The organism is Streptomyces sp. NPDC096311 (assembly GCF_044763085.1).
Taxonomy (GTDB): Bacteria; Actinomycetota; Actinomycetes; order Streptomycetales; family Streptomycetaceae; genus Streptomyces.
In genome coordinates this window covers 36,421-56,330 of record NZ_JBIWFN010000011.1, presented here as the reverse complement: position 1 = coordinate 56,330, position 19,910 = coordinate 36,421, and the positions used below count along the sequence as shown (strand labels likewise).

Annotated in this window: 19 protein-coding genes; 2 read left to right on the top strand and 17 right to left on the bottom strand. The window is 69.8% G+C overall.

What is annotated here, in order from left to right:
• The first annotated feature begins 60 nt into the window (after positions 1–60).
• Positions 61–1,722, top strand: coding sequence for an allophanate hydrolase (gene atzF / locus ACIRA5_RS27070; RefSeq protein ID WP_403694592.1), 1,662 nt, complete (start codon positions 61–63; stop codon positions 1,720–1,722).
• Between the two features lie 202 nt (positions 1,723–1,924).
• On the opposite strand, the gene ACIRA5_RS27065 is transcribed toward atzF, so the two are convergent.
• From ACIRA5_RS27065 to ACIRA5_RS27010, 12 genes are all read right to left on the bottom strand, one after another.
• Positions 1,925–4,786 carry a DEAD/DEAH box helicase gene (locus ACIRA5_RS27065; protein ID WP_403694589.1) on the bottom strand — a complete coding sequence of 954 codons (2,862 nt, stop codon included), beginning with the start codon at positions 4,784–4,786 and terminating at the stop codon, positions 1,925–1,927.
• A gap of 40 nt (positions 4,787–4,826) precedes the next feature.
• Positions 4,827–5,717 carry a diacylglycerol kinase gene (locus tag ACIRA5_RS27060; protein ID WP_403694588.1) on the bottom strand — a complete coding sequence of 297 codons (891 nt, stop codon included), beginning with the start codon at positions 5,715–5,717 and terminating at the stop codon, positions 4,827–4,829.
• Between the two features lie 31 nt (positions 5,718–5,748).
• The gene (gene tatC, locus ACIRA5_RS27055) at positions 5,749–6,696 is read right to left on the bottom strand and encodes a twin-arginine translocase subunit TatC (RefSeq protein ID WP_403694585.1); all 948 of its coding nucleotides are present in this window, start codon (positions 6,694–6,696) and stop codon (positions 5,749–5,751) included.
• A gap of 47 nt (positions 6,697–6,743) precedes the next feature.
• On the bottom strand, positions 6,744–7,028 hold the full coding sequence (gene tatA / locus ACIRA5_RS27050; RefSeq protein WP_352052343.1) for a Sec-independent protein translocase subunit TatA: 285 nt from the start codon (positions 7,026–7,028) through the stop codon (positions 6,744–6,746).
• Between the two features lie 259 nt (positions 7,029–7,287).
• Entirely contained in the window at positions 7,288–7,482 is a 195-nt protein-coding gene (locus ACIRA5_RS27045) for a hypothetical protein (RefSeq protein WP_067365373.1), read from the bottom strand.
• Positions 7,483–7,492: 10 nt separating this feature from the next.
• Positions 7,493–7,753 carry a hypothetical protein gene (locus ACIRA5_RS27040; protein ID WP_403695141.1) on the bottom strand — a complete coding sequence of 87 codons (261 nt, stop codon included), beginning with the start codon at positions 7,751–7,753 and terminating at the stop codon, positions 7,493–7,495.
• Positions 7,754–7,866: 113 nt separating this feature from the next.
• On the bottom strand, positions 7,867–8,883 hold the full coding sequence (locus ACIRA5_RS27035; protein WP_352052344.1) for a WYL domain-containing protein: 1,017 nt from the start codon (positions 8,881–8,883) through the stop codon (positions 7,867–7,869).
• A 17-nt stretch (positions 8,884–8,900) separates the two neighbouring features.
• Positions 8,901–9,854 (bottom strand): helix-turn-helix transcriptional regulator, encoded by a 954-nt coding sequence (locus ACIRA5_RS27030; protein ID WP_403694578.1) that lies wholly within the window; start codon positions 9,852–9,854, stop codon positions 8,901–8,903.
• 197 nt (positions 9,855–10,051) lie between these two features.
• The gene (locus tag ACIRA5_RS27025) at positions 10,052–10,423 is read right to left on the bottom strand and encodes an FKBP-type peptidyl-prolyl cis-trans isomerase (protein WP_054231171.1); all 372 of its coding nucleotides are present in this window, start codon (positions 10,421–10,423) and stop codon (positions 10,052–10,054) included.
• 69 nt (positions 10,424–10,492) lie between these two features.
• Complete coding sequence (locus tag ACIRA5_RS27020; RefSeq protein WP_403694574.1) at positions 10,493–11,500, bottom strand: FKBP-type peptidyl-prolyl cis-trans isomerase; 1,008 nt, start codon at positions 11,498–11,500, stop codon at positions 10,493–10,495.
• A 129-nt stretch (positions 11,501–11,629) separates the two neighbouring features.
• Positions 11,630–12,991 carry a Pup--protein ligase gene (pafA, locus tag ACIRA5_RS27015; RefSeq protein WP_054231169.1) on the bottom strand — a complete coding sequence of 454 codons (1,362 nt, stop codon included), beginning with the start codon at positions 12,989–12,991 and terminating at the stop codon, positions 11,630–11,632.
• Positions 12,992–13,000: 9 nt separating this feature from the next.
• A complete protein-coding gene (locus tag ACIRA5_RS27010) occupies positions 13,001–14,260 on the bottom strand; it encodes an MFS transporter (RefSeq protein WP_403694571.1) in 1,260 nt (419 codons plus the stop codon).
• A gap of 123 nt (positions 14,261–14,383) precedes the next feature.
• On the opposite strand from ACIRA5_RS27010, the gene ACIRA5_RS27005 reads away from it, so the two are divergent.
• The gene (locus ACIRA5_RS27005; RefSeq protein WP_403694568.1) at positions 14,384–15,400 is read left to right on the top strand and encodes a LacI family DNA-binding transcriptional regulator; all 1,017 of its coding nucleotides are present in this window, start codon (positions 14,384–14,386) and stop codon (positions 15,398–15,400) included.
• Positions 15,401–15,594: 194 nt separating this feature from the next.
• On the opposite strand, the gene prcA is transcribed toward ACIRA5_RS27005, so the two are convergent.
• The 5 genes from prcA to dop all read right to left on the bottom strand — a co-directional run bounded on the left by prcA (position 15,595) and on the right by dop (position 19,704).
• Positions 15,595–16,341, bottom strand: a complete 747-nt coding sequence (gene prcA / locus ACIRA5_RS27000; protein ID WP_067365348.1) for a proteasome subunit alpha — start codon at positions 16,339–16,341, stop codon at positions 15,595–15,597.
• A gap of 58 nt (positions 16,342–16,399) precedes the next feature.
• Positions 16,400–17,245: a proteasome subunit beta gene (gene prcB / locus ACIRA5_RS26995; RefSeq protein ID WP_403694564.1), complete on the bottom strand. Its 846-nt coding sequence runs from the start codon at positions 17,243–17,245 to the stop codon at positions 16,400–16,402.
• Entirely contained in the window at positions 17,197–17,802 is a 606-nt protein-coding gene (locus tag ACIRA5_RS26990; protein ID WP_403694561.1) for an endonuclease VII domain-containing protein, read from the bottom strand. Before ACIRA5_RS26990 ends, prcB begins: the two co-directional genes overlap by 49 nt.
• Before the next feature lie 5 nt (positions 17,803–17,807).
• Positions 17,808–18,026, bottom strand: a complete 219-nt coding sequence (locus ACIRA5_RS26985) for a ubiquitin-like protein Pup (protein ID WP_075027689.1) — start codon at positions 18,024–18,026, stop codon at positions 17,808–17,810.
• Positions 18,027–18,192: 166 nt separating this feature from the next.
• Positions 18,193–19,704 (bottom strand): depupylase/deamidase Dop, encoded by a 1,512-nt coding sequence (dop, locus tag ACIRA5_RS26980; protein WP_343323942.1) that lies wholly within the window; start codon positions 19,702–19,704, stop codon positions 18,193–18,195.
• Between the last annotated feature and the right edge of the window lie 206 nt (positions 19,705–19,910).

Here is a 19,910-nt window from a genome sequence, read left to right as displayed (position 1 = left end):
GGCGGAACGGGTGGGCACGGACCACCCACCGGCCCGCGCCCGAAGAACAAGGAGCAACGCATGTCCGCCCTGACCCGAGTCCGCCTGGCCTACGCCCGCATCGAGACCGTCGACCGCCCCGAGATCTGGATCGACCTCCGCCCCCAGGCAGAGGTCGAGAAGGAAGCCCAGGCCATCGACGCCCGCCTCGCCGCGGGCGAACACCTCCCCCTCGCCGGCAAGCTCCTCGCCGCGAAGGGCAACATCGACGTGGCCGGCCTGAAGACCACCGCGGGCTGCCCGGCCTACGCGTACACCCCGGAGGGCGACGCCCCCGCGGTCGCCCGCCTCCGCACGGCCGGCGCACTCGTCCTCGGCACCACGAACCTCGACCAGTTCGCCACCGGCCTGGTCGGCACCCGCTCCCCGTACGGCGCCGTACGAGGCGCCCTGGACCCGGCCAGGATCAGCGGCGGCTCCAGCTCGGGATCGGCCGTGGCCGTGGCCCTCGGCATCGTCGACCTCGCCCTCGGCACCGACACGGCCGGCTCCGGACGCGTCCCCGCCGCCTTCAACGGCATCGTCGGCCTCAAGCCCACCCGCGGCCTGGTCCCGGCCACCGGTGTCGTCCCGGCCTGCGCCTCACTCGACTGCGTGAGCGTCTTCGCCCGTACGCTCCCGGAGGCCGAGCAGGCCCTCGCACACCTGGCGTCCCCCTCCGGACGCGAACTCCCCGCACTCCCCCAACGGGCCCCCGGCCCCTGGCGCGTCGCCGTCCCCCCGACGCCCCAGCTCGGCGAACTCGACGAGGGTTGGGCGCAGGCGTACGAGGCCGCCGTGGAGCAGTTCGTCGCGGCCGGGGCCGAGGTGCGCACGCTCGACCTCACCCCGTTCACCGAGGCGGCGGCGATGCTCTACGAGGGCGCGTTCGTCGCCGAGCGCTACACGGCGGTGGGAAGCTTTGTCGACAAGTTGATCAGCGAGGGGGGTGCGGGTCTCGACCCGACCGTCGCCGGGATCATCACCCGCGCCCGGGACATCCCGGCCCACCAGCTCTTCGCCGACCAGGACCGGCTGGCGGCCCTGCGCACCCGGGCCCTCGCCGAACTCGGCGACGCGGACGCCCTGTTGCTGCCGACCGCACCCGGCCACCCCACACTCGCGGAGGTCGCGGCCGACCCGCTCGGCGCAAACGCCCGACTGGGCCGCTTCACCAACTCCACGAACCTCTTCGACCTCGCGGCGGTCGCCGTCCCGGCCGGTCTCACGCCCGCCGCTCTGCCCTTCGGCGTGATGCTGATCGGCCCGGCGTTCACCGACGAACGCCTCGCCCGGATCGCCGCGCTGCTCCAGCCGGGCTTGCGGATCGCGGTGGTCGGCGCCCACCTGTCCGGCCAGCCGCTGAACCCCCAGCTCCTGTCCCTGGGCGCGGAGTGGGAACGTACGACCACGACGGCACCCGCCTACCGGCTGCACGCACTGTCCACCACCCCGCCCAAGCCGGGCCTGGTCCACGTCGGCGAGAGCGCCGGAGCCGGCATCGAGGCCGAGGTGTGGCGACTACCCGCGGCGGGCCTCGGCCGGCTGGTCGCCGACCTGCCCCGGCCGATGGCACTGGGCCGGGTCGAACTGGCCGACGGCACCCACGTGCCCGGCTTCCTGTGCGAGCCCGCGGCGCTCGAAGGCGCCGAGGACATCACGGAGTACGGCGGCTGGCGCAGCTACCTCCGGACCCGCGCCTGACCTCACGGCCGTGGCCGGGCCGGAGCCGGAAACCCGACGAGTCACGAGGCGTCAACAAACATCGCCTGCTGGACGCCCACACCGGCCGCCCCGTGCCGCATGAGGGGCCGCACGAGGCCTCACCGAGCTGGAGCTCACAGGAAAGCGCGCCGCCCCCGACAGGGAGGCGGCGCGCCACGAGCGACCGGGCCGCCGGCTCGGCTCAGCCCACCGACGAGTAGGCGACCACTCCGCGCAGCAGGCCGTCGACCGCCTTGCGCGCGTTCTTCGCGACCGTCGACCTCTCACCGCCGGGGACCGGCGCGGCGGCCGAGATCTGGCCCAGCACGTCGATGACCTGCTTGCACCAGCGGACGAAGTCACCGGCCGGCATCTCCGCCTCACGCAGCACCTCGTCGAGGCCCTTGCCGGAAGCCCACTCGTAGGCCGCCCAGGCGAAGCCGAGGTCCGGCTCGCGCTGGCCGACGCCCTCGGACTGGGTGATCCGGAAGTCCTCCTCCAGCGCGTCGAGACGGCCCCAGATGCGGACCATCTCACCGAGCGCCGCCTTGGCCTTGCCGGACGGCAGCTTCGGCGCCATCGCGTCGTCACCGACCCGCGACTCGTACACCAACGCCGAGACGCAGGCCGCGAGTTCGGCCGGGTCGAGACCTTCCCAGACCCCGGCGCGCAGGCATTCGCTGGCCAGCAGGTCGAGTTCGCCGTACAGCCGGGCGAGCCGTCTGCCGTGCTCCGTGGCCTCGTCGCCGCGCAGGTAGTCCAGCTCGGTGAGGAGGGCGACGATCCGGTCGAAGGTGCGGGCGATGGTGTTCGTCCGGCCCTCGATGCGGTTCTCCAACTGCTTGGTGTCGCGCAGCAGCCGGTGGTAGCGCTCGGCCCAACGGGCGTGGTCCTCACGGTCGTTGCACCCGTGGCAGGGGTGGGCGCGGATCGCGGTGCGCAGCCGGGCGATCTCACGGTCGTCGGCGGCCTCGGAGCGGCGCTTGCGCAGCCGGTCGGGGACGATGTGCCCGGCCTTGGTGCGCAGCGCGGAGGCGAGGTCGCGCCGGGACTGCGGGGAGCGCGGGTTGAAGGACTTCGGGATGCGCATCCGCTCCAGCGCCTCGACCGGCACCGGGAAGTCCATCGAGGCCAGTCGCTTCACCTGGCGCTCCGCGGTGAGGACCAGCGGGCGCGGTCCGTCGTGGTGCTCGAAGCCGCGGTGGCCGTTGGACCGGCCCGCGGGCAGCCCCGGGTCGAGGACCAGCGCCAGGCCCGCGAACTTGCCCGTCGGGACATGGATGATGTCACCGGGCTTGAGCTTCTCCAGTGCCACGGCCGCCTCGGCGCGCCGCTGCGCGGCGCCCTGCTTGGCGAGCTCCGTCTCGCGGTCCTTGAGTTCGCGGCGCAGTCGCGCGTACTCGTCGAAGTCCCCGAGGTGGCAGGTCATGGACTCCTTGTAGCCCTCCAGCCCCTCCTCGTTGCGCTGCACCTGCCGGGAGATCCCGACGACCGACTTGTCGGCCTGGAACTGTGCGAAGGACGTCTCAAGCAGCTCGCGCGAGCGGTGCCGGCCGAACTGCTCGACCAGGTTCACGGCCATGTTGTACGACGGCTTGAAGCTGGAGCGCAGCGGGTAGGTGCGGGTGCCCGCGAGGCCCGCCAGGTGGTCGGGGCTGAAACCGCGCTGCCACAACACGACGGCGTGGCCCTCGACATCGATACCGCGCCGCCCGGCACGACCGGTGAGCTGGGTGTACTCGCCGGGTGTGATGTCGGCGTGCTGCTCGCCGTTCCACTTGACGAGTTTCTCCAACACCACCGAGCGGGCGGGCATGTTGATGCCCAGTGCCAGGGTCTCGGTCGCGAACACGGCCTTCACCAGGCCGCGTACGAAGAGTTCCTCGACGACTTCCTTGAACGTGGGCAGCATGCCCGCGTGGTGGGCCGCGATGCCGCGCTCCAGGCCCTCCAGCCACTCGTAGTAGCCCAGGACGTGCAGGTCCTCGGAGGGGATGGACGCGGTGCGCTCCTCGACGATCTCGCGGACCTTCGCGCGCGACTCCTCGTCGTTGAGCCTGAGGCCCGCGTACAGGCACTGCTGGACGGCGGCCTCGCAGGCGGCACGGCTGAAGATGAACGTGATCGCGGGCAGCAGGCCCTCGGCGTCGAGCCGTTCGATGACCTCGGGGCGGCCCGGTGTCCAGATCCGCGAGCGCTGTCGGCGCTCGCGCTCGCGGTCGGCCTCGCGCATGGCGCGGCCTCGTCTGCGGTCCTGGAACGACGGACGGCTGGCCTCCATCCGGGCCAGGCGGGTGAGATCGGGGTTGACCGCCTTCTTGTTGCCCTCGCCCTCCTCGAAGAGGTCGTACATCCGGCGCCCGGCCAGCACGTGCTGGAACAGCGGGACGGGCCGGTGCTCGGAGACGATCACCTCGGTGTGGCCGCGCACGGTGTCCAGCCAGTCGCCGAACTCCTCCGCGTTCGACACGGTGGCCGAGAGTGACACCAGGGTCACCGACTCGGGGAGGTGGATGATCACTTCCTCCCAGACGGCGCCGCGGAAGCGGTCGGAGAGGTAGTGCACCTCGTCCATGACGACATAGCCGAGGCCTAGGAGGGTCTGGGAGCCCGCGTACAGCATGTTGCGCAGCACCTCGGTGGTCATGACGACCACCGGGGCATCGGAGTTGACGCTGTTGTCGCCGGTGAGCAGGCCGACCTTGTCCGCGCCGTAGCGGCGGCACAGATCGGCGTACTTCTGGTTCGAGAGCGCCTTGATCGGCGTGGTGTAGAAGCACTTCTTGCCCTGCTGGAGGGCGAGGTGGACGGCGAACTCGCCGACGACCGTCTTGCCCGAGCCCGTGGGCGCGGCCACGAGCACACCCTTGCCCGTCTCGAGCGCCTGGCAGGCCTCGATCTGGTAGGGGTCGAGGCCGAAGTCGTACATCTCGCGGAAGGAGGCGAGCGCGGTGGCCTGCTCGACAGCGCGCTTCCGTGCTGCCGCATACCGCTCGGCCGGTGAGAGGTCCTCTGTCATCGTGCTTTCGAGACTACCGGCAGCCGCTGACAACATGACGATCAATATCCGGATCTGTTTATCTCAAACCCCGGATTCCCGCAGCTCAGGGAACGGCCACGCGCACCGCGGCGGGCACGCACTCCGCCGTGAGCGGCAGCGGCCCCAGCGGTTCCCCGTCCGCGTACGCGGTGACGCCCTCGGCGACGAGCTCGACCTTGACGGCCCGGTGCACGGTGACGACGGGGTGGTCGAGGTGGGTGCCCCGGTAGACCCTGGGGAACACCTTGAGCAGGGTCGTACGGCTGCACTCCCCGACGACCGTGACGTCGAACAGCCCGTCCTCCAGGTCGGCGTCCGCGCAGATCCTCATCCCGCCGCCGTACGACGATCCGTTGCCGACCGCCACGAGGGTCGCCCCGATCTCCCGGACCTCGCCGTCGTCCAGGGTGATCCGGTACGGGAGGGGTCTGAGGGCGGCCAGTTCGGCGAGCATGGCGAGGTCGTACTTGAAGCGGCCGACCGGCCACCGCATGCGATTGCCGCGATCGTTGACCCGGGAGTCGAAGCCGGAGGCGAGGACGGTGGCGAACCAGGTGCCGTTCACCCGGCCCAGGTCGATGTCGCGCAGCCGCGCCCCCTTGAGGGACTCGGCGATCAGCCGTCCCGCGGCCGCCGGGTCGCGCACCGGAAGTCCGAGGGCGCGGGCGAAGTCGTTCCCGGTGCCCGCGGCGACCAGCCCGAGCGGGGTGCGGGTGCCGGCCACGGCCTGGAGGGCGAGGTTCGCCATGCCGTCGCCCCCGACGGCTATCAGGGCGCCGGTGCCGCCTTTGACGGCCGCACGCGCGCGTGTGAGGGCGTCCTCGGCGTTCTCCCCGAGGACCGTACGGACGGAGAATCCCGCCGCCCGCAATGCGAAAGCGGCCGGCTGCGCCGCGTGGGCGCCCCGGCCGCGTCCCGCGGTGGGGTTGACGAAGAGGGTGATCTCGCTGGTCACGGCCCTGACCTTACGAGATCACCGGGCTTCGTCAGGTCACGTCGTCATAACCGTTGACCCGGTCCGTGCTCGACTGCTCGGGCAGCGCGCGGTTCGCCGACACGCTCTCGGCCTCGCCGATGTCCTCGGGCGTGAGGTCCAGGTCGGACGCCTCGTCGTCCGCCGGACCCTCGGCCGCGCGGAGCCGCTTGCGCCGGTCGTTCAGCAGCGAGAAGACGACGGCGCCGAAGTACAGGACCCAGATCGGTACCGCGAGCGCCAGCATCGTCAGCGGGTCGGTGCTCGGCGTGGCGACGGCCGCGAACACCGTGATGCCCATGATCATGGCCCGCCACCAGCCGAGCATGCGCCTGCCGGTGAGGATGCCGGTGAGGTTGAGCATGACCAGCAGCAGCGGCAGCTCGAAGGAGAGGCCGAAGACGAGCACCATGCGCGTGACCAGGTCGAGCAGGTCGTCCAGCGGCAACAGGTTGTTCACGCCGTCCGGCGTGAACCCCATCAGGACCTTCGCGGTGGTGGGCAGCACCTTGTAGGCGAAGAGCCCACCGGCGAAGAAGAGCGGAACGCCGGTGCCGACGAACGCGTACGCGTACTTCTTCTCGTTCCTGTGCAGACCCGGCGCGACGAACGCCCAGAGCTGGTAGAGCCAGATCGGGGAGGCGATCGCGACACCGGCCATCAACGAGACCTTCAACGCCAGGGTGAAGGGAGCGAGCAGACCGTTGATCGTGATCTGCGCGCACTGTTGGCCCTTGGGCATCTTCGCCAGCTGGGCGAAGGTCGAAGGACACCCGACAGAGTCCAGCACCGGCTTGGTGAAGAAGTTGATGATGTCGTTGTAGTAGAAGGCGGCCACGACCGTGACGATGACGATGGCCAGCATCGCCTTCGCGAGGCGGTTGCGGAGCTCACGAAGGTGGTCCGCAAGGGGCATCCGTCCCTCGGGATCCTTCTCCTTCTTGCGGGCAGGCTTGAGCAACCCACGTCCTCATCTCGTGCGGCGGGCCGGAGGCGTCCGGCCCTGCGTCAGCGCTTGGTCGTGTCCGTCGGCTCGGTGACCGGGCGGGAGCTGGTCACATCGCCGGGCGCGGCCTGGATCGTGCGCTGAGCCGGGGTCTGCTCGTCGGTGCTGGGCGGACCGGCCGGGGCGGGGTTGCTGCCCTCGTCCTTCATCGCCTTGGCCTCGCTCTTCAGGATGCGCGCGGACTTGCCGAGGGAGCGCGCCATGTCCGGAAGCTTCTTCGCGCCGAACAGCAGGATGATGACGACGAGGATGAGAATGATCTCGGGAGCGCCGAGCCTTCCGAACATAAGTCTTTACCTTCTCACCGAGGCGGCTGGGTCGGGATGCTGTCCGATCGGTCGGACATGTGCCCGAACATCGTGATGACAGCGATCGTAACGCTCAGGGGTGAACGCGGGGCAATCCCTGTGCGTACTCCCAGTTCGCGGCCCGCGCCTCGTTCTCCGGACCGCGATCAGAAGCGTACCCGCCCTCACCGGCAAGTCGACAGGCTCAAACGCCTCATTGCCCATACCTCGACGGACTCATACCTGGATCCCTGGAAGGTCATACGGCATCCACAGAGCGCGCGACCCCGACGGCCGCCCGCTCCAGGTCGTCGGCCGCCTGGTTGATCCGGCGCGCCGAGTCCGTCACCTGCTTGCCCAGACGTTCCGCTTCCACGAAGACACGGACAGCGAGCACGCCGAGAACGGCGATTCCCAGAAAACCCACAACGATCGCGAACATCGGCCAGAACATGGGGTCGAGCCTAAGTCTTGGAGTGCAGGCGGAGTGTGCGCACCCCGCCGCCGGTGAGGAGTTCGACGATGCGCTCGCCCGCGGGCTTGCGGACGGCCGAGCCGCACTCGGTGCAGGTGAAGGAGTAGAACGTGGTGCGGCTGGTGGCGCCGATGGCCAGCATCAGGGCGTTCGCCCTGAGCTCCAGAGCGGCCCGGCAGTCGGGGCAGCCGGCCTTGAACAGCACGTCGGCGACTCTGCGCATACCGGCGAACGCGGTGACGACCGTCATCTCCGCCGCGCCCGAGGACGCACCGGCGCGCTCCGTACCGCCCGCCTTCACCGACCCGCCGGCCCTCTGCGAGGTACCGGCATTCCCCGACGCGCCCGACATCGCCGACGTGGTCAAAGCCCCTGCTCCTGCCTGTCGTACGGTCCGTCCTGATCGCCCTTGAGCCCGTCGTAGGCCGCGAGTGCCTCCCGAGCCGCCTCACGGGCGCTGTCCGCCAGCTCAGGGGGCGACACGATCCGGCCGTCCCGGCCCAGGCGCAGCGCCAGCCGTCGCAGCGACGCGGGGTCGGGGGTCCGCAAGGTGATACGCAGCCCGCCCTCCGGCAGCTCATCCGCACTGTCGTGCGGGTAGTACTCCGCGACCCAGCGCCCGCCAGGACCGACCTCGACGACCACCTCGGGATCCTCGGCCGCGGGCTGCACCAGGCCCTCGGAGAGGTCCCGCAGCTCGATCTCGGGCGGCGCGGACGGCTCGTCGAGGATGCGGATCTCGGCGACCCGGTCGAGCCGGAAGGTGCGGCGCGCCTCGGAGCGGCGGCACCAGGCCTCGACGTACGTGTGCCCGACGCTGACCAGGCGGATCGGGTCGATCTCGCGCTCGGTGAGCTCGTCACGCGAGGGCGAGTAGTAGCGGATCCACAGCCTGCGCCGCTCGGAGATCGCCCGGTCGACGTCCGCGAAGACCCCGCCCTCGGACTCGAAGGTCACCGAGAGGCGGGAGCTGGCGCCCGCCGCCTCGCCCGAGGCTGCCTCCACCTTGGCGGTAGCGCGCAGCAGCGCCTGCCGGTCGCCCTCGCGCAGCCCGGGCAGCGTGGAGACCGCGCGGGCGGCCACCAGCAGCGCGGTCGCCTCGTCCGCGGCGATACGCAGGGGTTCGGCGACGTCGTCGGGGTTGTGCCACCAGATGCGGTCGCCGTCGGTGTCGATGTCGAGGAGGTCACCGCCGCGGAAGCTGGTCCCGCACAGCGGCAGCACGTCGAGGTCGGAGATCAGCTCGTCCTCGGTGATCCCGAAGGCCCGGGCGACATCACCGACGTGCGCACCGGGGCGCTCGCGCAGATAGGTCACCAGGGACAGCATCCGCCGGGTCTGGTCGATCGCGTTCGTGGGCCTGGCCGGTTTTCCTGCCACGTTCTCTACGTTCCCCCTCAGCCCTTGGCCACGGCGCGCAGCCGGTCCACTACATCGGCCCGCAGCTCGGCGGGCTCCAGGACCACCACGTCGGGCCCGAACTCGACGAGCCAGGCGTCCAGGCCGTGCCCGTACGGAATCTCCAACTCGTCCCAGCCGTCGCCGAGTTCCCGTACGGAGACCGCTTTGGCCCGCAGCGGGTAGCCGGAGCCGGTGCGCAGCCGGATCAGCGCGGAGCGGTCGGCGATCTCGCCCGCCCAGCTCGCCACGGTCTCCCGCACGGTGACGACGTCGGGCACCTCGGCGGTGTACCGCCCGGCGCGGGAGCGGACCCGGCCGGTGATCCGCGAGAGCCTGAAGACGCGCTCGGCGCCACGATCACGGTCCCAGCCCGCGAGGTACCAGTGCCCGCGCCAGCACTCCAGCGCCCACGGCTCGACCTGCCGGGTCTCGGGGTGGGCGGCGGTGGCCTTGCGGTAGTCGAAGACGACCGGGCGGCGGTCGCGGCAGGCCAGCATCAGCGGCTCGAAGGCCGCCTCGTGCACGGGGATGTGCGGCTCGAGGGCGCCATGCGCCTCGTAGGGGTCGAAGTCCTCGGGTAGCCCGGCGGCGCGCAGCTTCTGCAACGCACCGCTGGCCGCGCCGGCCAGCCGGGCCTGCTGCCAGACCTTGGCGGCGAGGCCGAGGGCGGCGGCCTCCTCGGCGTCGAGGGTGACGGGCGGCAGGCGGTTGCTGTCGCGGCGGGCGAGATAGCCGACCTCGCCGTCGAGGTTCTCCACCGTCTCGATGACCAGGCCCAGCTCGCGCAGATCGTCCTTGTCGCGCTCGAACATCCGGTTGAAGGAGTCGTCCGACCCGGCTTCCAGATAGGCCTCGATGGACTCGCGGAGTTCGCGCTTGCTGAGCGGCCGCCGCGTCCCGAGCAGACACAGCGCGAGGTTCATCAGCCGCTCGGCCTTGGCAATGGCCATCGACGCCCTTCCTATGGTGCTTCCGACCGATGACCGTACCGCTCCGGAGGGCCCCGGCAAAAGCCGAGGGCCCATGCCCGGACAGGCATGGGCCCCAGGTGATCGGCTTCGGACGAATCCCGATCACAGAGCGTACGAAGATCGGGCGGGAACCCGACCCTCATGCGGATCGGATCACGACCCGATCCGACTGTGGATCAGACCGCGACCAGGTCGCAGACGAAGATCAGCGTCTCGCCGGGGCCGATTCGGCCGCCGGCGCCACGGTCGCCGTAGGCGAGGTGTGCCGGGATGACCAGCTGGCGACGGCCGCCGACCTTCATGCCCTGCACACCCTGGTCCCAGCCGCTGATGACCTGACCGACACCGAGCTGGAACTCCAGCGGGGCGCCGCGGTTCCAGGAGGCGTCGAACTCCTCGCCGGTGGAGAAGGCCACGCCCACGTAGTGGACCTTGACGAAGTCGCCGGCCTTGGCGACCTGGCCTTCGCCCTCCCAGATGTCCTTGATCTCGAGGTCCGCCGGGGGCTCGCCGCCCGGGAAGTCGATCTCGGGCTTCTCGATGCTCACGTCTCTAGCTCCTGCTTGTTCGCGTAAAGGCCTTAAAGCAACACCGACAGTCTCACATCCCGCAACGCGTTACATCTTGGCCAGGATGTCCACCGAGAACACCAGGGTGGAGTCCTTCTTGATGCCACTGCCGCTCGGCGGGTTGTTGCCGTAGCCCAGCGCCGGGGGAATGGTGATGAGGACGCGGCTGCCCACCTTCTTGCCGGTCAGGCCCTGCGCCCACCCCTTGACGACCTGCTGCAGCGAGAACGACGCCAGCCGGCCGCTGCTGTACGTCGAGTCGAACTCCTTGCCGGTGTCCCAGAGCACGCCCTTGTACTGCACCAGGACGCTGCTGTCCGCCTTGACCTCGTCGCCGTCGCCCTCGAGGACGTAGTTCGCCACGAGCTTCGTCGGGGCCGCCGCCTTCGGCACGTCGATGGAGGGGGCCTTGCCGTCGGTGTTGGTGCCGACCTTCGGGAGGGCGGCGTCGCTCTGCGCGACCTCCTTGCCCTGGGCGGAGCTCTTCGCGTTGAAGGTGTTCTCGATGTCGACGACGAACACCAGCGTGTCGGTGCCCTTGATGCCCGCCTGCGTGTTGCCCTGCGAGCCGTAGCCCCAGGTGGGCGGCACGGACATCTGGACGCGGCTGCCGACCTTCTTGCCCACCAGGGCATAGCGCCAGCCGTCGATGATGCCGCCCTGCGCGAGCTGGATGATCAGCGGCGTCTTACGGTCGTAGGAGTTGTCGAAGACCTTGGCGGTGTCCCAGATCTGGCCGAGGTAGTTGGCCTGGATGTAGTCGTTCTCCGCGACCGTCTTGCCGCCGCCCGCGATGACCGTCTTGACCGCCAGATCCTTCGACGGGGAGCCGCTGCCCTTGGCCACGGTCGGCTTCTCACCGAACTTCGCCCCGGCCGTGATCGCCGGCAGCGGACCGTCGACGATCTTCGGCGGCGGCGCCGCCGAGGCGGACGCGGCGGCCGACGGGGACGGGCTACTGGTGCTGGACTTGGCCTTGTCCGACTTGTCGTCACCGCATCCGGCGAGCGTGACCAGTCCGGCGGGTACGGCAATCATGAGGGAGCGTCGGCGCACGGTGAGGGCCTCGTATCGATCGATCTTGGTTGATGGCGTGCGCGCAACTCTACGACGTGAGAAGGGCGCCGTACGGAAAACGTACGGCGCCCCGCGTTGCGTTCCGCCATCACACCCGGAACTCAGCGCTCACATTCCCGCGATCAGCTTCTCCACCCGGTCGTCGACCGAACGGAACGGGTCCTTGCACAACACCGTGCGTTGTGCCTGGTCGTTGAGCTTGAGGTGGACCCAGTCGACGGTGAAATCGCGGCGCTGCTCCTGAGCGCGCCGGATGAAGTCGCCGCGCAGCCGGGCCCGAGTGGTCTGCGGCGGTACGGACTTGCCTTCGAAGATCTTCAAATCGTTGCAGATCCGGGTGGCTTGTCCCTTCCTCTCCAGCAGGTAGTACAGACCACGACGCCGGTGGATGTCGTGATATGCGAGGTCTATCTGCGCGACCCGGGGATGCGACATCGTCATGTTGTGCTTGGCCCGGTACCGCTCGATGAGCTTGTACTTCATCACCCAGTCGATTTCGGTACCGATACGGTCGAGGTCCTCGGCCTCGATCGCGTCGAGCGTGCGGCCCCACAGTTCGAGCACCTGCTCGACCGTGCCGGTGCGGATGCCGCGGCGCTCGCAGAAGTCCACGGCCTTCTCGAAGTACTCCCGCTGCACTTCCAGCGCGGAGGCCTCCCGGCCGCTGGCCAGACGCACCTTGCGCCGGCCCGTGATGTCGTGACTGACCTCGCGGATCGCCCGAATGGGGTTCTCCAGGGTGAGGTCGCGCATGACCGTACCGGCCTCGATCATGCGCAGTACCAGGTCGGTGGCGCCGACCTTGAGGAGCATCGTCGTCTCGGACATGTTCGAGTCACCGACGATGACGTGCAGCCGCCGGTAGCGCTCGGCGTCGGCGTGCGGTTCGTCGCGGGTGTTGATGATCGGCCGGGAGCGGGTCGTCGCCGAGCTGACGCCCTCCCAGATGTGCTCGGCGCGCTGGCTCACGCAGTACACGGCGCCGCGCGGAGTCTGCAGCACCTTGCCGGCACCGCACAGCAGCTGCCGGGTGACCAGGAAGGGAATGAGAATGTCCGCGAGCCGGGAGAACTCCCCGTGCCGGGCCACCAGATAGTTCTCGTGGCACCCGTAGGAGTTGCCCGCCGAGTCGGTGTTGTTCTTGAACAGATAGACGTCGCCCGCGATTCCTTCCTCGTGCAGGCGTCGTTCGGCGTCGACCAGGAGTCCTTCGAGAATGCGCTCGCCGGCCTTGTCGTGGGTGACGAGTTCCGTCACGTTGTCACATTCGGGTGTCGCGTATTCCGGATGTGATCCCACGTCGAGATAGAGGCGGGCACCGTTCCGCAGAAAGACATTGCTGCTGCGGCCCCATGACACGACACGGCGGAAGAGGTACCGCGCCACCTCGTCGGGAGACAGGCGGCGCTGTCCCCTGAACGTACACGTGACGCCGTACTCGTTCTCCAGCCCGAAAATGCGGCGGTCCATGACTGAACATTACGCCCGATCCCCCGAGCTGAAACGGGGTTCGACGGCACGGTTTGGATCATTTTCCGATGAGACCGCAACGACCGCACCGTCCCCGGTAGCTGCGAGGACCCGCCCCGTGGCCAGCAGAACCACCAACGCGGCGGCACCCGCGGCACCCGGCAGGGCGAAGCCCCACACCGCCCCGCCCCACTCGACGACCGGGCCCGCGAGGCCCGTTCCGACCGACGCGCCCACGGTGAACGTCGTCACAAGCCAGGAGAACGCCTCGGTGACGGTGCCCCTGGGCGCGTGCCGGTCGACGATGATGAAGGCGCAGGCGATGCAGGGCGCCAGGAAGACCCCGGCGAGTGCCGCGAGGGCCGTCATGGCGACCACGCCCGGCATCAGCACGAGTGGCAGATAACACACCGCCAGAAGGGCGACCAGCACCCGCAGTCGCCGCTCGGGCGCGCCGCTCCACCGCCGCGCCCCGTACGCCGTCCCACCGACGAGGGCCCCGAGCCCCACGGCCGCCATCAGCCAGCCGTACACGGCGTCGCCGCCGTGGTCGTCGGCGTACGACACCGCGGCGACCGTGATCGAGCCGAGCGCGATCCCCACGAACAGGAACGCGCCGAGCAGCGCCAGCAGCCCGGGTGAGCGCAACGCGCCGAGCCAGTGCGCCTCGCGCGGTGCCGAACGCCACGCGCGCGAGGGTGGCGAGAGGACCACGGAGAGGGCGCCCAGCACCCCGACGACGTTCAGGATCAGCAGCGCCGCCCGGGCGGACCAGAGCGAGGCACACAGGGTCAGCAGCAACGGTCCGACGGTGAACATGACTTCCTGCGCCACGGCGTCCATCGCGTACGCGGTGTGCACCTGCTCCTCCCGGCGCAGCACGGAGGGCCACAACGCCCGCAGACCGCCCTCCAGGGGCGGCGTGAAGAGCCCGGCGACGACCATCGCCGGATACGCCACCGACAGCGGGTCGGTGCCCGAGAAGGCGAAGACGCCCATCCCGAGGGCCGAGACGAGCGCGGCCGGCAACTGGACACGCGGCTGCCCGTACAGATCCACGAGCCGCCCGAGGAGCGGCTGCCCCACGGCATTGCCCACCCCGTACACGGCCGCGAGCGCACCGGCCAGGCTGTACGTCCCGCCCTCCGCCCGGACGAAGAGCACGACGGCGATGGCGGCGGTGGCGTTCGGCAGCCGCCCGGTGAGCGTGCCGGCGAGCAGCCGTGCGGCGTGCCTCGCCCTGAGGATCTCCAGGTATCCCGCGGCCATGTCATGCCCTTCCGGTCACGCGTGACGCCCGATGGTCATGCACACGAGGTTTTACGTATAACTCCCTGTGTCATACGTACCATGTGCCCAGTCCGCGAGTCCAGACGAAGGAGCAGGTCGCCGGTGGCACGAGGTAGCACCCGCCCGACGAGCCGTGACGTCGCCCAGGCCGCCGGGGTGTCCCAGGCCGCGGTCTCCCTGGTGCTGGGCGACAAGTGGCGCGGCCGGGTCTCGGAGACGACCGCGGAACGCGTCCGCGAGGCCGCCCAGGAACTCGGCTACCGCCCGAACCTGGCCGCCCGCAACCTCCGCCTGGGCCGCACCCGTACGGTCCTCCTGGTGGTCCCGGCGCTGACCACCGAGTTCTTCGCCGGGGTCTACACCGGCGCGGCCCGCGTCGCGGCGGAACACGGCTTCGGCGTGGTCCTGTACCCCTCCCCCGAGGGCATCGGCCCCGCCCGTGACCCGTTCGGCTCCGCGGCGGCCGCCCTGGACGGCGTCATCGCGTCCTCCATGGCCGCGGATGCCCTGACCGCCATCCGGGGCGACCAGCTCCCCCTGGTGATGCTCGACAGCGACCCCGAGGGCAGCCTGGGCGCGGCCACCGTCAATCTCGACATCACGGACGGCGTACGACAGGTGGCCGAGCACCTCCTGTCCCTGGGCCACCGCCGTTTCCTCCATCTGGCGGCGGACATCCCGTCCTGGACCTTCGCGGTACGCGCCCGGGAACTGGCCACGCGCCTGTCCGAGGTCCCCGGCACGGACCTGCGCACCACCCGGGCCCCGATCTCCATCGAGGACGCGGTGGCCGCCGCGGGATCGGCCCTGGCCGCCCCCGGCCCCCGCCCCACCGCCCTGGTCTGCGACGACGACAAACTGGCGGCAGGCGCCTACAAGGCGGCTCGCCGCCTGGGCCTGCGCATCCCCGAGGACCTCTCGGTCACGGGCCTGGACGACCTGGCCCTGGCCCAGGCCATCGACCCGGAGCTCACCACCGTCCGCCTGGACGCGGAACGCTTCGGCGAACGCGGCATGGAAGCCCTCCTGGCCGTCCTGGACGGCCGGACACCCCCCGTGGGCGACATCCCGGTACAGCTGGTCGTACGAGGCTCCACGGCCCCACCAAGCTCCCCGTAGACCGCTCGCCCCACGCACCCGCACCCGCCGACGCACGAAACGGTCCGTGCCGGTACATCCGAAGCCCGTCGCTCACGTCCGGATCTGGAAACGGCTCCCCACAGGGCAACCTCCGATCCGGCGGCGACGGGCTGGATGTACCGGCACGGCCCCGCCCCGCCCACCGGCACCGGCGGGCGGGGCGGGACGAACGGTCACTCCTCGTCTTCGGCGTCCTCGGCCTCCGTGGCGGTCTCCGCGCCGCCCTCCTCCAGCAGCCGGTCCAGCTGACGCCCGACGATCCGCCTGAACTTGCGCTGCTGCGGACGCGTACGGTCCAGGACCGCGACCTCCAGGCGCTCCGCGGGGATCTCCCGCTCGCCCCCGTTCGGCTCCCTGGACAGCGACTGCACGGCCAGCTTCAGCGCCTCCGCCAGCGACATCCCGTCCTGGTGGCGCTGGTCCAGATAACTGCTGATCTGCTCGGCATTGCCGCCCACCGCGACGGACCCGTGCTCGTCCACGATGGATCCGTCGTGCGGCAGCCGATAGATCTGGTCGCCCTCGGGGGTCTCCCCCACCTCGGCGACGACGAGCTCCACCTCGTACGGCTTCTCGGCGGCCGAGGAGAAGATCGTGCCCAGCGTCTGTGCGTACACATTCGCCAGACCACGGGCGGTCACATCATCACGGTCATAGGTGTAACCCCGCAGATCGGCATAGCGCACGCCGCCGATCCGCAGATTCTCGTATTCGTTGTACTTGCCGGCGGCCGCGAAGCCGATCCGGTCGTAGATCTCGCTGAACTTGTGCAGCGCACGGGACGGGTTCTCGCCGACGAACACAATGCCGTCGGCGTACTGCAGCACAACGAGGCTGCGACCGCGGGCGATGCCCTTACGGGCGTACTCCGCCCGGTCGGCCATGGCCTGCTGGGGTGAGACATAGAACGGCGTCGACACCGGTTATCCGTCCCTTTCTGTCGAAGTCACTGGGTCACCTTGGCAAAAGGAGCCGGGCTCAGAGCAGCGCGGCCCGCGGACCGTCCGGCTGCTCCAGACGCCGCTCCAGAATCGCGCGGGCGATGTCGGAGGACTCGTCGTCGGTGAGCCTGCGGAAGCCGTCCTCGGTGATCACGGTGACGATCGGGTAGATCCGGCGGGCGACGTCGGGACCACCGGTCGCCGAGTCGTCGTCGGCCGCGTCGTACAGCGCCTGGATGACGAGGGTCGTGGCCTGCTCTTCGGTCAGGTCGTCGCGGTAGAGCTTCTTCATGGCACCGCGCGCGAAGATCGAGCCGGAGCCGGTGGAGGCGTAGCCGTGCTCCTCGGAGCGGCCGCCCGTGACGTCGTAGGAGAAGATGCGGCCCTTGTCGCGGTCCACGTCGTAACCCGCGAAGAGGGGGACCACGGCGAGGCCCTGCATGGCCATGCCGAGGTTGGAACGGATCATGGTGGAGAGCCGGTTCGCCTTGCCCTCCAGGGAGAGCGTGGTGCCCTCCACCTTTTCGAAGTGCTCCAGCTCCAGCTGGAACAGCTTGACCATCTCGACGGCCAGACCGGCCGTACCGGCGATGCCCACCGCCGAGTACTCGTCGGCCGGGAAGACCTTCTCGATGTCGCGCTGAGCGATCATGTTGCCCATGGTGGCCCGGCGGTCGCCGGCGAGGACCACTCCGCCGGGGAACGTGACGGCGACGATGGTCGTGCCGTGCGGGGCCTCGATCACGCCCTGGACGGGCGGCAGCTGCCGCTTGCCCGGCAGCATCTCCGGCTGGTGCTCGGACAGGAAGTCCATGAAGGACGACGAACCGGGCGTCAGGAAGGCAGCCGGTAGACGCCCGGTGCTACGAGTGTTGGCTTCCACGGGGATCCTTCCAAGTAGGCGGCAGCCCGACGAACAGCGTCGGGATCATCTCCCAACTTGCCGATGGCCGAATTGCAGTTGAAGCACAGTACGCCACGGACCCTACCCGTCTCGTGGCAGTGATCCACATGAACTGCAGGAGCTTTCAAACAGATCACGCAGAGCCCCATTTGAGAGGCGACCATCTCGTCACGCTCGGCTTCGGTGAGGCCGTACTGACGCTTCAGGTGATCCTCACGCCCCCTGATGGCCCTGCACGCCTTGCACTGGGTGGACAGGCCGTCCGACGCCGACGAGTTTCGATGCCATTCGCTGTGCGGCTTCACCTCCCCGCAGGTTCGGCACAGCTTGTGCCCTGCAGGGAGGTCCACCTTCTCGCGCACCGTCTTGCCGAGCACTTCCCTGCGCCGCCGGTAGTGCGCGGCCGAATATTCCGCCACGCACTCCCGACACCGCACCTGCAGCCCGTCACGCCGGTTCCTGTCGGCAGCGAACGAAGCAAGCGGTAACTCCTGCCCGCATCCGGTACACCGCTTAGCTTCGAGCGAGTCCGACACGCCCGTTACTGTCCGCCTTTTTGCACAAATGAGCGAACGAAGTCCTCGGCGTTCTCCTCGAGTACGTCGTCGATTTCGTCCAGGACGGAGTCGACGTCGTCGCTCAGCTTCTCCTGGCGCTCCTTGAGGTCCTCGGAGACCTGCGCGTCTTGCGCCGTCTCCTCGACCTCCTCGGTGGAACGCGTCGCCTTCTGCTGTCCGCCGCCGGTGTCCTTGGTCGCCATAACCCTCACCCCGCTCGGTTCGACGTTCTTGATCAGACCCTACAAGCAGGGTCCGACATCGGCCCCGCAGTTGCCACAACGTCCGGGAGCCACCTCGATGATTCCCGGACGTCGTGTCTTTCCACCCCGTTGTGCCGCCCGGGCTCCGACGCCCCTGGCGGCCAGGTCAGCCGCCCGACAGGACCCTGACCAGGTCTTCCGCCGTACGGCAGCGGTCGAGGAGCTCCTTGACGTGATTACGCGTTCCGCGAAGCGGCTCCAGGGTTGGGACGCGCTGGAGCGAGTCCCGGCCCGGCAGATCGAAGATCACCGAGTCCCAGGAGGCCGCCGCCACATCGTCCGCGTACTGCTCCAGACAGCGCCCGCGGAAGTACGCACGGGTGTCCTCGGGCGGCTTCGTACGGGCCCGCTCGACGTCCCGCTCGTCCAGGAGCCGCTTCATCTTGCCGCGCGCCGCCAGACGGTTGTACAGGCCCTTCTCGGCCCGTACGTCGGCGTACTGGAGGTCGACCAGGTGCAGCCGTGCCGCGTCCCAGTCGAGGCCGTCACGGCGCCGGTAGCCCTCCATGAGCTCACGCTTGGCGACCCAGTCGAGCTCCCCTGAGAGACTCATCGGGTCGTTCTCCAGGCGGTTGAGAGTGTCCTCCCAGCGGGCCAGGACGTCCTTGGTCTGGTCGTCGGCGTCCGCCCCGAAGCGTTCCTCCACGTATTTGCGCGACAGCTCGAAGTACTCCATCTGGAGCTGCACCGCGGTCAGCGTGCGTCCGCTGCGCAGCGTGACGAGCCGCTTCAGCGTGGGGTCGTGCGAGACCTGGTGCAGCGTGCGCACGGGCTGGTCGACGGCCAGGTCGACGGCGATGAAGCCGTCCTCGATCATGGACAGGACCAGGGCGGTCGTGCCCAGCTTGAGGTAGGTCGAGATCTCCGACAGGTTCGCGTCACCGATGATCACGTGCAGCCTGCGGTACTTCTCGGCGTCCGCGTGCGGCTCGTCGCGGGTGTTGATGATGGGGCGCTTGAGCGTGGTCTCGAGGCCCACCTCGACCTCGAAGTAGTCCGCGCGCTGACTGAGCTGGAAGCCGTGCTCGTGCCCGTCCTGGCCGATACCGACGCGGCCCGCTCCGGTGACGACCTGGCGTGAGACGAAGAACGGCGTGAGGTGGCGCACGATGTCCGAGAAGGGGGTCTCCCGCTTCATCAGATAGTTCTCGTGCGTGCCGTACGAGGCGCCCTTGTTGTCGGTGTTGTTCTTGTAGAGGTGGATCGGCTGGGCGCCGGGGAGCTGGGCCGCGCGCTCCGCGGCCTCCGCCATGATGCGCTCGCCGGCCTTGTCCCACAGGACGGCGTCCCACGGGTTGGTGACCTCGGGAGCGCTGTACTCCGGGTGCGCGTGGTCCACGTACAGCCGTGCGCCATTGGTGAGGATGACATTGGCCAGGCCGATGTCCTCGTCGGTGAGCTGGCTGGAGTCGGCGGCCTCGCGGGCGAGGTCGAAGCCTCGCGCGTCCCGCAGCGGGTTCTCCTCCTCGAAATCCCAGCGGGCGCGGCGCGCCCGGTGCATCGCCGCCGCGTACGCGTTGACGATCTGGGACGAGGTGAGCATGGCATTGGCGTTGGGGTGGCCGGGGACGGAGATCCCGTACTCCGTCTCGATGCCCATTACTCGCCGTACGGTCATGCGGCCCTCCTTGCCCGGCAGCGCCCTCGGTCGGGGGCGCTGCTCAAGTACCGCTGGTGCTCCGGTGCGTGTGCGGTGCCCGTCCCCGCAACGCGCGACTCGGCGGTACGAAAGAGCCTAGAACGCCTCTGCGCTGGTGGGGAGATCATTTGCGTCATTGCTCTGCTCCAGCCGTGCCCCGGAAAGCAGTCGGCTGCGGGTACCCG

Coding starts and splice junctions, on each gene's coding strand:
- atzF (WP_403694592.1), top strand. CDS start 61: ATGTCCGCCCTGACCCGAGTCCGCCTGGCCTACGCCCGCATCGAGACC.
- tatA (WP_352052343.1), bottom strand. CDS start 7,028: ATGTTCGGAAGGCTCGGCGCTCCCGAGATCATTCTCATCCTCGTCGTC.
- ACIRA5_RS27045 (WP_067365373.1), bottom strand. CDS start 7,482: ATGTTCTGGCCGATGTTCGCGATCGTTGTGGGTTTTCTGGGAATCGCC.
- ACIRA5_RS27040 (WP_403695141.1), bottom strand. CDS start 7,753: ATGACGGTCGTCACCGCGTTCGCCGGTATGCGCAGAGTCGCCGACGTG.
- ACIRA5_RS27030 (WP_403694578.1), bottom strand. CDS start 9,854: ATGGCCATTGCCAAGGCCGAGCGGCTGATGAACCTCGCGCTGTGTCTG.
- pafA (WP_054231169.1), bottom strand. CDS start 12,991: ATGGACCGCCGCATTTTCGGGCTGGAGAACGAGTACGGCGTCACGTGT.
- ACIRA5_RS27010 (WP_403694571.1), bottom strand. CDS start 14,260: ATGGCCGCGGGATACCTGGAGATCCTCAGGGCGAGGCACGCCGCACGG.
- ACIRA5_RS26985 (WP_075027689.1), bottom strand. CDS start 18,026: ATGGCGACCAAGGACACCGGCGGCGGACAGCAGAAGGCGACGCGTTCC.
- dop (WP_343323942.1), bottom strand. CDS start 19,704: ATGACCGTACGGCGAGTAATGGGCATCGAGACGGAGTACGGGATCTCC.